This window comes from Pseudomonas sp. SbOxS1 (genome assembly GCF_013416725.1).
GTDB lineage: Bacteria > Pseudomonadota > Gammaproteobacteria > Pseudomonadales > Pseudomonadaceae > Aquipseudomonas.
This window is the reverse complement of record NZ_JAAVXC010000006.1, coordinates 73,581-88,368: the sequence shown is the minus strand read 5'-3', so window position 1 is coordinate 88,368 and position 14,788 is coordinate 73,581. Positions and strand designations below refer to the sequence as shown.

The window sequence follows — 14,788 nt, the reverse complement described above, 5'->3', positions numbered from 1 at the left end:
CCTGTAGGAGCCAGCGGTGCGGCGATCCGACTTGCCGGCGAACCAGGCGCTGCGGTGTATCTGCTGCACCGCGTTATCGTTCTTCGCGGGCAAGTCGGATCGCCGCACCGCTCGCTCCTACAAGCGAACCAGGCGCTGCGTTGCATCTGCTGCACTGCGTTATCGTTCTTCGCGGGCAAGTCGGATCGCTGCACCGCTCGCTCCTACAGGCGAACCAGGCGCCGCGGTCTGTCTGTTGCACCGCGTTATCGTTCTTCGCCGGCAAGCCTGGCTCCTACGAGACCGTCATCAGCCGTGAGAGCGCCATCGTTAGTCGCCATGATCGCAGCACCAGCAAAAATCCCGGACGTCTGCCAACCAAAACCCCGGGATCGACTAATCTGCTGGAGATAACAATAACGACAGGTGATTGCAGTGAGGCAGACCACCGAAGCATTCCGCGCCCGTTACCGTTGTGACATTCATCCCCGCTATAACCCCTGGCTGCATGGCACCTTCGTGCTGATGTTCGGCCTGGTGGCGATCGGCATTTTCTGGAGCACCGTGCATAAGGTTCAGCCCCTTGAATGGCTGGCGGTACCGGTGTCCCTGCTGTTCTTCAGTTTCATTGTGTACATGGTGCATCGCCACCTTGGCCATCACAAAAAAAGCTTCGCACGGATGTTTTATGCCCGCCATGCCGGTGACCATCACAGCTTTTTCGCCCCCGGCAAAATGACTTATGACAGCGCCCGCGACTGGCGGGTGATCCTGTTCCCGGCCTGGCTGATCGTGGTGCACACGCTGCTGATCGCCCTGCCCCTGTGGTGGCTGCTCAAGCCCTTGGACGCCAACGCCGCCGGGCTGGTCGGCGGCTGTCTGGTCCTGGGGTACCTGACCTATGAAGTGTTCCATGCCTGCGAGCATCTGCCGGCGCACAACCGGATTACGCGCCTGCCATGGATCCGCCAGATGCGTCGCCTGCATGAACTGCATCACCGCCGCGAGATGATGCAGCAACGTAATTTCAACATCGTCTTTCCGTTGATGGATTACCTGTTCGGCACCCTCTACTGGGAGCCGGAACCGGAACTGGAACCGGCCATCGAGTACCTCAAGAGAACGCCCATGACCCGCATGCAGCATCAGATCGACATCGCCGGTAATCCCGTTGCCGTGCTCGCCTATGCCTGCACCGTGAGCAGTTGGCCGCAGTGGCATCCATCGTCCCTGCGGATCAACGGTCCGAAGGGGCCGTTGCATGCTGGCGCGCGGTTCGAGGAGGACATCCGCGCCGGTGGCCGTGACGGGCATTTGAGCTGGGTGGTCGATGAGTACCTGCCTGGACGCCGCTGGATTGCCCGGGCCCATGGCGATAACGGCCTGTCCTTGCAGCTGACTTACGAATGCGCGGCCGAAGGTAATGGCACGCGGTTCGTGCGCACGCTGGAATACCGGTTCAGCGGCCTGGCGATGCGAATAGCCAACCAATTGCTGCTCAAGCGACGGATCGATCGCGAATCGGCGGCATCGATGCTGGCGCTTCGCGACACCGCGCAACTACACCTGGCACCGTCAGGAGTCCGTGCGTGAGCCGACCGTTCAGGTTTCACCATGGGCTATTGCTGCTGATCGTTGCCCTCTGCGCCTTCCTGCTATTGATGCCGACCAAGGTCGACCCTGTGGCCTGGACGCCGCAACCCGCGCCGTCCCTCAGCAGCGGCCTGTACGCAGACAACCAGCGCCTGAAGGACGTGGCACGCGTCGGCGCGGAGAACATCGACGGCCCCGAAGCGCTGCTCCTGGAAAATAACGCGCTGATCACCGGGTTGCACGATGGCCGGGTCATTCGCACCAGCCTGGACGGCCAGGACACCAAGGTGTTAACCGATACCGGCGGCCGGCCCCTGGGGTTGGCCCGCCATCCCAACGGCTTGCTGGTGATCGCCGACGCCGTCAAGGGCTTGTTGTCGCTGGACGCCCAGGGTCGCCTGGTGGCCTTGACCACCAGCGCCAACGGTGTGCCGTTGGGTTTCACCGACGACGTGGCCATCGACAAATCCGGGCACTACGCCTACTTCAGCGATGCCTCCAGCCGTTTCGGCTACGGCGAGGACGGCCAGGCAATCATCGAACATGGCGGCGACGGACGCCTACTGCGGTATGACTTCCAGACCGGCAAGACCACGATGCTGCTGGACAAGCTGGAGTTTGCCAATGGCGTCACCCTGGGCCCGGACGATGCCTTCGTGCTGGTCAACGAAACCGGCGCCTATCGCATCACTCGCTACTGGTTGAGCGGGCCGAAGGCGGGCACCCATGACCTGTTCATCGATAACCTGCCGGGGCTGCCGGACAACCTGTCTTTCAACGGCCGCGACCGTTTTTGGGTGGCGCTGTACGCGCCGCGTAACGCCTTGCTCGACAAAACCGCGCCACACCCTTTCGTGCGCAAGATGATCGCGCGAGCGCTGACGGTTCTGCCCAAACCGGTGGAAAAACGCGCCTTTGCGCTGGGACTGGACCTTGAGGGCAAGGTGATCGCCAACCTGCAAGACGGCAGCAGCGACAGCTACGCGCCGATCACCACCGTGCGTGAGTACGGGGACTGGTTGTATTTTGGCTCGTTGACAGCGAAAAACATGGTGCGATTGCCGTTGGATGCGGCCTTGCGGTGAACCTGTGGGAGCGAGCCTGCTCGCGATGGCGGAATGTCAGACACCATCAATGGCGACTGATACACCGCCATCGCGAGCAGGCTCGCTCCCACAGGGATTTGGGTCCACCTCATTATCGATTTTTTTCATGCCCCCGCTCCCGATCGACGTCAGTGCCGTCATCCTGATCCATGGGGATGGCACCTTCGTTATCGGGCAGTTCATCAATGCCCGGCTCGTCCTCCGGGTTGACGGTAGTTCGGCCGGGACTCAAGGGTTCGGGATGGGTGGGGATGGGGTCGTAGCCGCCTTGTTCTTCGCTGGGAAATCTTGGATCAGCCATGGGGCACCTCGCCTGTCGCCGCGTCATCGGGCTCTGAACATTCGAGGTGCCGGTCAAGATCGTCGTTCCAATTGCCCGGCCACCGATCGTCGGTGGCTCATCACGGAGCATCAGGACGACGACTGGAGCTGTTTGACGATCTTGTCCTTGACCTCCAGGCGCTTGGCCTTGAGTTTTGTCACTGCGTCATCACTGGATTTGGCTTGCTCTGCCTTCACCACTTCGGCATCCGCTAGCGAGTATTTGTTGATCAGTGAATCCAGTAACGGATCCTTGGTGCGTTTCTGCTGGATTTCTTCCTTTGTGCAACTCAAATCCTGAAAAAGGTCGTGGGGCACCGGCATGGAACACCTCCGTTTGTTAATCGGTAGCAAACGCGACTGATTGCGTTCGCCAACTATCAGAATGGCCTCGGTTGACCGGTTCTGTCGACCATCTGTCAGACCAGCGGTGCCCATTCGTCGTCCTGTCGCAAATGCGATAAAACCTTTACCCCCACCGCAGCCTCCACAGCGTAACGATCAATTCGATCGCCCATGACAACCGTGTGGAGAAGAACCAATGGACAGATTCAACCTGCGCCATCTCGCCTTGGCCATCGCCTTGAGCACCAGCATGGGCACGGCCTTCGCGGCAACCGACAATGATTTCGTCGACAAGGCGGCCGCCGGCGGTATCGCCGAGATCGAAACCAGTCGATTGGCCCTGGAAAAAAGCCAGTCAGCCGACGTCAAGGCGTTCGCCAACATGATGATCACCGATCATTCCAAGGCCAACGATGAACTGGCGGCCATCGCGAAAAAGAATGACATCGAAGTGCCCGACAACACGACGCTGGTGAAGCAGGCCAAGGAAAAGATCCTCGACATGCGGGACGAATCCTTCGATTCGGCCTATGCCAACAACCAGGTCAAGGCTCACGAAGACGCCATCGAGCTGTTCAAGAAACAAGCCAACACCGTGACCGACGACAGGACCAAAGGCGCAACGGAACTCAAGGGCTTTGCACAAAAAATGTTGCCGGGGCTGGAAAAACACCTGGATATGGCGAAAAAACTGCAGGCCGCCCATCCGGACAAATAACCCTGATCAAAAAAAGACCGCATGAATCGATGCGGTCTTTTCATTTGGGCCAGCCAAGGCCTCCGTCAGTGTCGATGCAAAAAAAAAGACCGCAGCCTGCGCCAGCTCCTACAGTCCATAGGCAGCGGATGAAAATTGCTGTCGAACGCGAACAACTATTTCATCCGCGAAATGTCACTGCTTTTGCGCCGGTCATTTTTTCCGGGAATCGGCCGCATACCATTCAAGGAGACAAGTCCCATGGCGGCACTGCAAACCAGCACGCTCGATGCGATGAAGAATAACCAGGCACAACTGCTCGCCGAATGGAAAAGCGGCCTGGAGGCCAGCGGCGCCACGCGCAATCTCAAGGATCAGGATCTGCAACAGCAGACGTCGGAATTCCTGCAACTGGTCATCTCGGGTCTGCAAAACGGCAATGGCCAGAACGTTGCCGCCGCCGGCTGGGATGAAATTCGCCAGTTCCTCGACAAGCTGTCCCATAGCCGTGCACTGCTCGGCCAGGATTCGCACCAGACCGCCAGTTTTATCTTTTCGCTCAAGGGTCCGCTGTTTGCCCTCCTGCAGAATCATTACCAGGACAGCCCGGCCCTGTTGGCCGAGCAACTCTGGGAAATCTCCGAATTGCTCGACGCCCTGGGCATGCACACCATCCGCACCTTCCAGAAGTCCCGCGAAGCCGTGATCAAGCGCCAGCAGGAAGAACTGCTGGAGCTGTCGACCCCGGTGGTCAAGCTCTGGGACGGCGTCCTGGCCCTGCCGATGATCGGCACGCTGGACTCGCAACGCACCCAGGTAGTGATGGAGTCGCTGCTGCAGCGCATCGTCGACACCGGCTCCGAAATCGCCATCATCGACATAACCGGCGTACCGACCGTCGATACCCTGGTGGCCCAGCATCTGCTCAAGACCGTCACCGCGATTCGCCTGATGGGCGCCGACTGCATCATCAGCGGCGTGCGCCCGCAGATCGCCCAGACCATCGTGCACTTGGGGCTGGACCTGCAAGGCGTGGTCACCAAGGCCAACCTGGCCGATGCCCTGAAACTGGCCCTGACCCGGCTGGGACTCACCGTCAACAAGGCGGACTGAGCCCATGGAGCGCATTCCGATACTGCAAATGGGCGACTTCCTGCTGGTGACGATCCAGGTGGACATGCATGACCAGCTGGCGCTGACGCTGCAGGACGACCTGTCCGAGCGCATCAGCAGGACGTCCGCCCGGGGCGTGCTGATCGATATCTCCGCCCTGGACATGGTGGACTCCTTTATTGGCCGGATGATCGGGACCATCTCCGGGCTGTCGAGCATCATGGATGCCCGGACGGTGCTGGTCGGCATGCAGCCGGCGGTGGCCATCACCCTGGTGGAGCTCGGCCTGACCCTGCCTGGTGTCAGTACGGCGCTGAATGTCGAACGCGGGATGAAACTGCTTCAGGACCGAGTACGCAACCCATGACTGTGCGCAGCAGCGGCACTCATCCGATTCACATTGAGCAGGACGTCGTCCTGGCCCGGCAACTGGCGCGCAAACTCGCCCAGGACTGCGGCATGCGCCTGATCGACCTGACCAAGCTGGTGACCGCGGTCAGCGAGCTGGCGCGCAATACCATGGTGTATGGCGGTGGCGGCGACATGGACTGGCAAATCCTCGATGAAAGCCCGCGCACCGGCCTGCGCCTGGTGTTCCGTGACGAGGGGCCGGGTATCCCCGACGTCAAGCTGGCGATGACCGATGGCTGGACCTCCGGTGCCGGCCTGGGCCTGGGCCTGACCGGCGCCAAGCGCCTGGTCAATGAATTCGAACTCGACACGGCGCCGGGAAAGGGTACTCGCGTAACGATTACCCGATGGACATGAACATCGCCGGTTCGATGACCCAGGTGCTGGTCATCGAGGACAACAGCCAGGTCGGCCATGCACGACGCACCGCGCAAACACTCGCGCAGCAACACGGTTTCGACACCACGGACGCGGGACGGGTAGCGCTGGTCGCCACCGAACTTGCCAGCAACATTCTCAAGCACGCCAGCCGTGGCGAATTGCACCTGAGGGTCCTGCCTCGCGCCAGCGGCGCCGGTATCGAGATGCTCGCCATCGACCGCGCACAGGGTTTTGACCTGCACGCCTGCCTGGCCGACGGTTTTTCCACCGGCGGTACCCAGGGTATCGGGCTTGGCGCCGTGTCACGGCAGGCCGAGGTGTTCGATGTCTATGCCGATTCACGGGGCGCGGTGCTGCTCACACGGTTATATCCCAGAACGGACAAGGCCGCAGACCGACGCATCGGCATCAGCCAGCATTCGTTGCACCACGATCCCGCTTGCGGCGATACCTGGCACCTGGCGCTGGACGGGCCGCGCATCAGCGTCCTGGTGATCGATGGCCTGGGCCACGGTGAAGAAGCCGAACGCGCCGCCCGCGCCGGTGAGAAAGCCTACGCGTTGCTGCCCTTCGCCTCACCGCTGCAGGCGCTGGAAGACATTCATCAAGCCATGATCGGCACCCGTGGCGGCGCGGTGGCCATTGCCCAGTTCGACGCCGGCAGCGACGCCTTGAAATTCCTCGGCATCGGCAACATCGGCGCCTGCCTGGTCGCACCGGACAAATCCCGGGGCCTGGCCTCCCACCCCGGCATCGTCGGCGCGCAGTTTCGAAAGGCGCAGCCCTTTGACTATGCTCAGGTGAGCGGACAACTGCTGATCATGTACAGCGATGGCTTGCAGTCGCGCTGGAACCTGTCGGATTACCCCGGCCTGGTGCACCGCCATCCCGCCGTGATTGCCGCCATCCTGCACCGCGATTTCTGTCGTGGACGAGACGATGTCACCGTGCTGGTCATTGCCCTGGAGGCCGCCCATGGCTGAAGTGCCCATGAGTCAGATCGACGAACAAGCCGCCATGATCGCGCGTTTGCAGGGTGAAGCCATTGCCCTGCGCGCCGAGCTGGATGAAACCAACCAGGGCGTCCTGGCGCTGTACGCCGAACTCGACACCCAGGCCGAACAGCTCCGCCAGGCCTCGGACCTCAAGAGCCGCTTCCTGTCCTACATGAGCCATGAATTTCGCACGCCCTTGGGCTCGATCCTGAGCATCGCCAGCCTGCTGGCCGATGAACTCGACGGACCGCTGAGCAGCGAGCAGCACAAGCAGGTGGCCTTCGTCAGCAATGCCGCGCGGGAGCTGAGCGACATGGTCGACGACCTGCTCGACCTGGCGAAGATCGAAGCCGGGCGCATCACCATTTCGCCGGCCTGGTTCGACATGCTCGACCTGTTCGCCGCCCTGCGCGGCATGTTTCGCCCGATTGTCGATACCAGCGCCGTGGACCTGATCTTCGAGGAACCGGTGGGCCTGCCCCGGCTGTACACCGACGACAAGAAGCTCGCGCAGATCCTGCGCAACTTCATTTCCAATTCGTTGAAGTTCACCACCCGCGGGGAAGTCCGGGTCTCGGCGCAACTGGAAAACCGCGACTACGTAAGGTTCGCCGTCAGCGACAGCGGAATCGGTATCGCCCAGGAGCTGCATGGCGCATTGTTCGAAGACTTCTCCCAGGTCGACTCCCCGTTGCAAAAACGCCTGCGCGGAACCGGGCTCGGGTTGTCGCTGTGCAAACGCTTCGCGGAGCTGCTGGGCGGCGAAGTCGGGGTACAGAGCACCCCGGGCGTGGGCTCGACTTTTTTCGTGATCATCCCGCTGGCCATCGCCATGGAGCCTGCTGATGAAACGTGACCTGCGCTTGCTGATCGTCGATGACAACGTTGCCACGCGCTACGCCTTGCGCCGGCGCCTGGAACGCCACGGCTATGAGGTGCTGGAGTCCGGCACCGGCAGCGAAGGCCTGGAGCTGATCGCGAGCGTGACGATCGACGCCTTGATCCTCGACGTCAACCTGCCGGACATGAGTGGCTTCGACATCGTGCGCAAACTGCGATCGGAGCCCGCTACCGCCCTGCTCCCGGTGATTCACGTGTCCGCAGCGTCGATCCAGACCGGCGACATCATCACCGGCCTGGACGCCGGTGCCGACGCTTACCTGATCCACCCGGTGGATCCGGATGTCCTGCTGGCGACCCTGCGCACCTTGCTGCGGGTGCGCGAAACCGAGAATGCCCTGCGTGAAAGCGAGGCGCGCTTTCGCGAGATTTTCGTCAATGTGTCGGCCCCCATCGCCGTATTGGATGCAGAGCTCAAGGTCCACGAATGCAACCATGCCTTTGCCCAACTGATCCAGGACAACCTCGACCCGGATACCCTGCGCCAGTGTTTCGCCGACGACCAGTGCGCCGTCATCGAGGAACTGCGACTGCGCCTGGCGTATGGCGAGCGCTGGAAAGGCACCTTGAGCATGCGGGTGCAGGGAGAAATTCGCGAAACCGAGTGGCAGATTTCACCCTACCGCACGCCGGCATCGAGCCTGGTGTTCGTCGAGGATGTCACCGAGCATCGTCACCGCGAACGCTCGCACCTGGCGCGCCTGGACGATGCCACGACCCGGCTGGCCAATGAAGTCGCCGAACGCGCGCGCACCGAAGCCCAGCTGTTGCAGGTACAGAAAATGGACGCGCTGGGCAAGCTGACCGGAGGCATTGCCCACGATTTCAACAACTTGCTCACCGGCATCATCACCAGCCTGGAACTGATCCAGAAGCGCGTTGCCGAGTCCCGCACCGACAAGGTGTCCTTCTATGCCGAAGCAGCATTGAACTCGGCCATGAGTGCCGCCGCCCTGACCCATCGCCTACTCGCCTTCGCCCGCCAGCAGCCACTCGACACCCGGCCGGTGGACATCAACGAGCACATCCGTTCCCTCGAAGAGTTGCTGGTGCGCACCATCGGCGAACGCATCGCCCTCAAGCTTGAACTGACGAGCAAACCGGCCATTGCCCTGGTCGATCCGATTCAACTGGAAAGCGCCGTGCTCAACCTGGTGATCAATGCCCGCGACGCCCTGCCCCAGGGTGGCAATATCTGGGTCAACACCTATGCCGCGTACTCCCACGGTGATCCCAACCTGGCCGATGGCGCCTATGTCGCCCTGTCGGTGCGCGACGACGGTACCGGTATCGAACACAACGTCATCGACAAGGTGTTCGACCCGTTCTTCACCACCAAGCCCCTGGGCCAAGGCACCGGGCTCGGGTTGTCGACCATCTACGGTTTTGCCCGCCAGTCAGGCGGCGATGCGCACATCCGCAGCGTGGCGCGACGCGGAACCGAAGTCACCATCATGTTGCCGGCCAGCACCGACCCCACCGCCGGCGCAGTCGAATCGACGACGCCCGTCCAGGGTGGCGGTGAACACGTACTGATCGTCGAAGACATGCCGTCGGTGCGCATGTTCGTGGCCGAAGTGCTGGTGGATGCCGGCTACCGTTGCACCGAGGCGGGCGATATCGAAAGTGCCCTGGAGCGCCTGCAGAACGACGACTCCATCGACCTGTTGCTGACCGATGTCGGCCTGCCGCGCATGAGCGGCCGGGAACTTGCCGATATCGCGCGGGGCTGGCGCGAACGCCTGCCGATCCTGTTCATGACCGGCTACGCCGAAACCGCGATCAACCGCCAGGTGTTTCTCGGTGACGGCATGGAAATGCTGATCAAGCCCTTCCAGATCAATGAATTGCTGGAAAAGGTACGACGCACCCTAGACAGCGCCTGATAGATTCGTCGGAACGCCTCGCTCTCACAGGGGGGAATTGTGAACGCCACAAATCCATTGTAGGAGCGGGCTTGCCCGCGAAGGGGCCCGCAAAAACACCGCCGGCTCAGGCCTCACCGAGAACCCTGGCAAGAAACGGCGCCGTCCGGCTCTTTCTGCTCTTGGCCACATTCCGCGGCTCACCCGCCACCACCACCTTGCCCCCCTGATCCCCCGCCCCCGGCCCGATATCGATCACCCAGTCACTCTGCGCCACCACACGCATTTCATGCTCGACGACGATCACCGTGTGCCCTGCCGTCACCAGGTTGTTCAACTGCTCGAGCAAGCGATCGACATCACGCGGGTGCAGGCCCGTGGTGGGTTCGTCGAGCACGTAGAGCGTTGCCCCGCGCTGGTTGCGTTGCAGTTCGGTGGCCAGCTTGATGCGCTGGGCTTCGCCACCGGACAGCTCGGTCGCCGGTTGGCCGAGGCGCAGGTAACCCAGGCCGATATCGCGCAGCACCTCCAGGGAGCGGTGCACCGACGCTTGTTCGGCGAACACCTCCACGGCCTGGTCCACGGTCAGTTGCAGCACCTGGGCGATGGTCCGGCCCTGCCAGGTGATCGCCAGCGTCTCGGGGTTGTAGCGCGCGCCGTGACAGGTCGGGCATGGCGCGTAGACGCTGGGCATGAACAACAATTCGACGCTGACAAAACCTTCCCCTTCACAGGTCGGGCAACGGCCCTTTGCGACATTGAAGGAAAACTGCCCGGCGTCGTAGCCCGCTGCCTGCGCCTGGGGCGTTGCCGCGTAGAGCTTGCGCACATTGTCGAACAGCCCGGTGTAGGTCGCGAGGTTGGAGCGCGGCGTACGGCCAATGGGCTTCTGGTCGACCTGCACCAGCCGCTTGATCGACGCCAGCCCCGCCGTGACCTGCCCGCCACTGACGGTCGGTGCGTCATCTTCCAGGCTTAGCTCCTGCGGTTCACTGTCGGCACCCGGACGCCCCAGATGCGCACCGACCAGTTCCAGCAACGCCTGGCTGACCAGGCTGGATTTACCCGAACCCGACACACCGGTCACCGCGGTGAAACAACCCAAGGGAAACTCGACACTGAGGTTGTCCAGATTGTTGCGCGTGACGCCTTCCAGGCGCAGCCAATCGCTGGCCTTGCGTGGGCGGCGGGGTTGCCTGAGGTGCTCGGCGAACAGGTAGGCACGGGTCTGCGAATCCGTCACCTGTGCCAGCCCCGCCGGGGCACCGCTGTACAGCACCCGACCGCCATGCTCGCCCGCCGCCGGGCCAACATCGATCAACCAGTCGGCCCGGCGCATGGTTTCCAGGTCGTGTTCGACCACGAACAAGGTATTGCCTGCCGCTTTCAAGCGTTGCAGGGCTTCGAACAGCGCTTCACCGTCGGCCGGGTGCAAACCGGCCGAGGGTTCGTCCAGCACGTAGATCACGCCGAACAACTGTGAGCCCAGTTGCGTCGCCAGGCGCAGGCGTTGCAACTCACCGGACGACAGCGTCGGCGTGCTGCGCTCCAGGGCCAGGTAACCGAGGCCCAGGTCGGTCAGGGTGCTGACCCGCTCCAGCAAGTCCTGGGCAATGCGTTGCGCGGCGAGGCGTTTTTCCACCGAGAGATTTGGCGTGTGGCGCACATCGGGGGCGTTGGCGTGGCCACTGGCGCCGTGGGCCACGCGCTGTTCGCGGGCCTGGCGGGTCTGCTGGTGGGTCATAACCTCGCCCGCATCGTCGCGCTCTTCACCTTCTTCCAAATAGTGTCGGGCCGCCACCGGCTTGAGGACTTCGGCCACTTGCAGCAATGGCATCTGCGACAGTTCGCCGATGTCGTAGCCGGCGAAAGTCACCGACAAGGCCTGGTGCTTGAGGCGCTTGCCAGCGCACAACGGGCAAGGACTGCCGAGCATGAAACGCGAGACGCGCTTCTTCATCAGCGCACTTTGCGAATGGGTGAAGGTGTGCAGGATATAGCGCCGTGCGCCGCTGAAGGTGCCCTGGTAACTCGGCTCCATCTTGCGCTTGAGGGCAACCCGGGTTTCCTGCGGGGTGAGCCCGGCGTAGACCGGGACCGTGGGGGTTTCTTCGGTGAAGAGAATCCAGTCCCGCTGCTTTTTCGGCAGGTCACGCCAGGGCACATCGACGTCATAGCCCAGGGTCACCAGGATGTCCCGCAGATTCTGCCCTTGCCAGGCCATGGGCCAGGAGGCAACGGCGCGCTGGCGAATGGTCAGGCTCGGGTCCGGAACCATCAAAGCTTCTGTGACCTCGTACACCCGGCCCAGGCCATGGCATTGCGGGCACGCGCCCTGGGGCGTGTTGGGGGAAAAGTCTTCGGCGTAGAGCATCGGCTGCCCCGCCGGGTAACTACCGGCGCGCGAATACAGCATGCGGATCAGGCTCGACAGGGTCGTCACGCTGCCCACCGAGGAACGCGTGCTCGGCGTGCCCCGTTGTTGCTGCAAGGCCACCGCTGGCGGCAGGCCCTCGATGGAATCGACATCCGGCACGCCCACCTGGTCGATCAGGCGTCGCGCATAAGGCGCCACCGATTCGAAATAGCGGCGCTGTGCTTCGGCGTACAGGGTCGAAAACGCCAGGGACGATTTTCCTGAACCGGACACCCCGGTGAACACCACCAGGGCATCGCGGGGAATGTCGACATCGACGTTCTTGAGGTTGTGTTCCCGGGCGCCGCGCACCCTGACCATGCCTGAGGGAGGGTTGGCGGTGCGCTTGTCGGTCATGAGGCAGCCTTGAGGGAAGGTTCAGAGGAGGACGAATTACTGTAGGAGCCGGCTTGCCGGCGAAGGCGTCCTTGAATATTGCATTGGTCTTTCGGGCCTCTTCGCTGGCAAGCCAGCTCCTACAGTCCGGACGTGTTCAGCCGTTAATTACGATACGGATATGTTCAGCCGTTGAGTACACTGCGAATCATCCGGGTCAGCGCTTGCGGATTGTAAGGCTTGCTCAGCAAATGGGTATCCGGGCTCAGCTGGTGGTTGCGCGAGATAATGTCACGGGTGTGGCCCGAGGTGAACAACACCGCCACCGGGGGATTCTGGACCTTGGCCCAGGCCGCCAGGTCCGAGCTTTTTATCAGGCCGGGCATGACCACGTCGGTGAAGATCAAGTCCACCGTGGCCCCCTCCAGCAACATCTGCATGGCAAGGTCGGCATTGGCGGCGGTGAGTACCTGATAGCCCTCTTCGCGCAGCAACTCCACGGTTGAAACGCGCACCGCCTCATTGTCCTCGACCACCAGGATCCGCTCGTTCGCGCCCCGTGGCGGCACCTCGGCACGGGGCGATTCACTGTCCACCGAGCGCAGGCTGCGGGCAAAATACATCTGCACCCGGGTGCCCTGCCCAACCACGCTGGACATTTCGATATGGCCGCCACTCTGCTTGACGAAACCGAACACCATGCTCAAGCCCAGCCCCGTGCCATGGCCATCGGGCTTGGTGGTGAAAAACGGCTCGAACGCCTGCCCCAGCACCTGCGGCGACATGCCCAGGCCGCTGTCCGACACCGTGACCCGCACGTAGTCACCGGCAACGATGCCCTTGCCCTGGCAGAATTCGCGGTCGAGGCTGATGTTATCGGCGCACAGCTCGATGGTGCCCTCGCCTTCCATGGCGTCACGGGCATTGATCATCAGGTTGAGGATGGCGTTTTCCAGCTGATTGCGGTCGACAAAGATCGACCAGGGGTCAACGGGGGTGCTCATGTGAACCTGGAGGGTTTCCCCCAGCGCACGTTGCAACAGTTCGCCCAGGCCGTCGAAAATCTGCTGCGGCGTGCAAATCGCCGGGGACAAGGGCTGGCGACGGGCAAACGCGAGCAACTGCGAGGACAGTTTTGCGCCGCGCTCAACCGCGGCAATGGACGCAGCGACCCGGCGCTGCACGTTGGCATTGTCCGGTTCATGCCGGGCAAGCAAGTGCAGGTTACCGGCAATCACCTGCAGCAGATTATTGAAATCGTGGGCCACGCCGCCGGTCAGGCCGCCGATGGCCTCAAGCTTCTGTGACTGGCGCAGTTGCTCTTCTGCCGCCAGCCGCGCTTCGACTTCATCGGCCACGCGCTGCTCCAGGTTGCGGGTGAACCTGAGCAAGGACTCTTCGGCGTTCTTGCGTTCGTGGATGTCGATCAACACCCCGGGGAAACGAAAGGCCCGGCCCTGCTCATCGAACTCGCAGCAGCCGCTGGCGAGCACCCACAGGTAACTGCCATCGGGGCGCAGCACCCGGTATTCGGCGTTATACGGCGCACCGGTCTGAATCGATTGCCTGACTTGCTCCTCGACCCAGCTGCGATCATCGGGATGGATATGAGCTTGGGCGAAATCCTGGGGCAAATTGTCCAGGCTTTGCCCGGGGGGAAAGGAAAACGTGCGGGCAAAACGTTCATCGCCGCTGAGGGTATTGGCCTTGATGTCCCAGACGAACGAGCCGAGCAGCGCCCCGGCATTGAGGGCCAGGCGGACCCGCTCGTTGTCGGCGCGGTAGGCGTTTTCCGCTGCCTGGCGCAGACGTTCGGAAATCACGAACTCGGTGGTTTCGACCACCATCGCCATGACGCCGGCAGGATGCCCGTCATCATCGGCGACCGGGCTGTAGTAAAGGTCCAGCCAGACGTCCTCGGGCACTCCGTCACGCAGCAACACCAGCTCTTTGTTGCGGTAGGACAAGGTCCCGCCCGCCAGGCAGGTGTCGACCACATGCCGGTTGAATTCGGCGACTTCCGGCCAACCCAGCTCCACCGCGCAACCCAACAGGTAAGGATGGCGCCCGCCGGCGAATATCGAATAGGCGTCGTTGTAGATCATGTAGCCGGCCCGGCCCCAGAGCATCACCATCGGCAAGGGTGAGGCGAGCATCAGCTGGACCGCACTGCGCAGGCTCCTGGACCAGTTTTCCAGGCGCCCAAGCTCGGTCGGGCTCCAGTCGAACGCACGAATGCGCCCGGCCATTTCGCCGTTCCAGCCGGCACACCCGTGGTTATCTTCTAGAAACTGCATCTGCGCCCCGGTAACTGCACCCGTTTGTTTCGA

The 14,788-nt window shown here is 62.4% G+C and carries 13 protein-coding genes; 9 read left to right on the top strand and 4 right to left on the bottom strand.

Features of this window, described 5'->3' with window-relative positions; genetic code table 11:
- Nucleotides 1-414 precede the first annotated feature (414 nt).
- On the top strand, nucleotides 415-1,572 hold the full coding sequence (locus HFK74_RS10455) for an SRPBCC family protein (protein ID WP_180203444.1): 1,158 nt from the start codon (nucleotides 415-417) through the stop codon (nucleotides 1,570-1,572).
- Entirely contained in the window at nucleotides 1,569-2,657 is a 1,089-nt protein-coding gene (locus tag HFK74_RS10450) for an SMP-30/gluconolactonase/LRE family protein (protein ID WP_180203443.1), read from the top strand. The genes HFK74_RS10455 and HFK74_RS10450 overlap by 4 nt, the downstream gene beginning before the upstream one ends.
- 112 nt (nucleotides 2,658-2,769) lie before the next feature.
- Here the strand turns inward: HFK74_RS10450 and HFK74_RS10445 are convergent, their stop codons facing one another.
- Together HFK74_RS10445 and HFK74_RS10440 are read right to left on the bottom strand one after the other, a co-directional pair.
- The gene (locus HFK74_RS10445; RefSeq protein ID WP_180203442.1) at nucleotides 2,770-2,979 is read right to left on the bottom strand and encodes a hypothetical protein; all 210 of its coding nucleotides are present in this window, start codon (nucleotides 2,977-2,979) and stop codon (nucleotides 2,770-2,772) included.
- Between the two features lie 110 nt (nucleotides 2,980-3,089).
- Nucleotides 3,090-3,323, bottom strand: a complete 234-nt coding sequence (locus tag HFK74_RS10440; RefSeq protein ID WP_180203441.1) for a DUF465 domain-containing protein — start codon at nucleotides 3,321-3,323, stop codon at nucleotides 3,090-3,092.
- 217 nt (nucleotides 3,324-3,540) lie between these two features.
- Between HFK74_RS10440 and HFK74_RS10435 the strand changes: the two genes are divergently transcribed.
- The 7 genes from HFK74_RS10435 (at nucleotide 3,541) to HFK74_RS10405 (ending at nucleotide 9,727) form a co-directional block, all read left to right on the top strand.
- The gene (locus tag HFK74_RS10435; protein WP_180203440.1) at nucleotides 3,541-4,062 is read left to right on the top strand and encodes a DUF4142 domain-containing protein; all 522 of its coding nucleotides are present in this window, start codon (nucleotides 3,541-3,543) and stop codon (nucleotides 4,060-4,062) included.
- A 240-nt stretch (nucleotides 4,063-4,302) separates the two neighbouring features.
- Complete coding sequence (locus HFK74_RS10430; protein WP_180203439.1) at nucleotides 4,303-5,154, top strand: STAS domain-containing protein; 852 nt, start codon at nucleotides 4,303-4,305, stop codon at nucleotides 5,152-5,154.
- A gap of 4 nt (nucleotides 5,155-5,158) precedes the next feature.
- Nucleotides 5,159-5,521 (top strand): STAS domain-containing protein, encoded by a 363-nt coding sequence (locus tag HFK74_RS10425; protein ID WP_180203438.1) that lies wholly within the window; start codon nucleotides 5,159-5,161, stop codon nucleotides 5,519-5,521.
- Complete coding sequence (locus HFK74_RS10420; RefSeq protein ID WP_180203437.1) at nucleotides 5,518-5,922, top strand: anti-sigma regulatory factor; 405 nt, start codon at nucleotides 5,518-5,520, stop codon at nucleotides 5,920-5,922. Before HFK74_RS10425 ends, HFK74_RS10420 begins: the two co-directional genes overlap by 4 nt.
- Entirely contained in the window at nucleotides 5,919-6,929 is a 1,011-nt protein-coding gene (locus HFK74_RS10415; RefSeq protein ID WP_180203448.1) for an ATP-binding protein, read from the top strand. Before HFK74_RS10420 ends, HFK74_RS10415 begins: the two co-directional genes overlap by 4 nt.
- Nucleotides 6,922-7,797: a sensor histidine kinase KdpD gene (locus HFK74_RS10410; protein ID WP_180203436.1), complete on the top strand. Its 876-nt coding sequence runs from the start codon at nucleotides 6,922-6,924 to the stop codon at nucleotides 7,795-7,797. Before HFK74_RS10415 ends, HFK74_RS10410 begins: the two co-directional genes overlap by 8 nt.
- Nucleotides 7,787-9,727: a response regulator gene (locus tag HFK74_RS10405; protein WP_180203435.1), complete on the top strand. Its 1,941-nt coding sequence runs from the start codon at nucleotides 7,787-7,789 to the stop codon at nucleotides 9,725-9,727. The genes HFK74_RS10410 and HFK74_RS10405 overlap by 11 nt, the downstream gene beginning before the upstream one ends.
- Nucleotides 9,728-9,833: 106 nt before the next feature.
- On the opposite strand, the gene HFK74_RS10400 is transcribed toward HFK74_RS10405, so the two are convergent.
- On the bottom strand, nucleotides 9,834-12,479 hold the full coding sequence (locus tag HFK74_RS10400; protein ID WP_180203434.1) for an excinuclease ABC subunit UvrA: 2,646 nt from the start codon (nucleotides 12,477-12,479) through the stop codon (nucleotides 9,834-9,836).
- A 164-nt stretch (nucleotides 12,480-12,643) separates the two neighbouring features.
- On the bottom strand, nucleotides 12,644-14,755 hold the full coding sequence (locus HFK74_RS10395) for a PAS domain-containing sensor histidine kinase (protein ID WP_180203433.1): 2,112 nt from the start codon (nucleotides 14,753-14,755) through the stop codon (nucleotides 12,644-12,646).
- Between the last annotated feature and the right edge of the window lie 33 nt (nucleotides 14,756-14,788).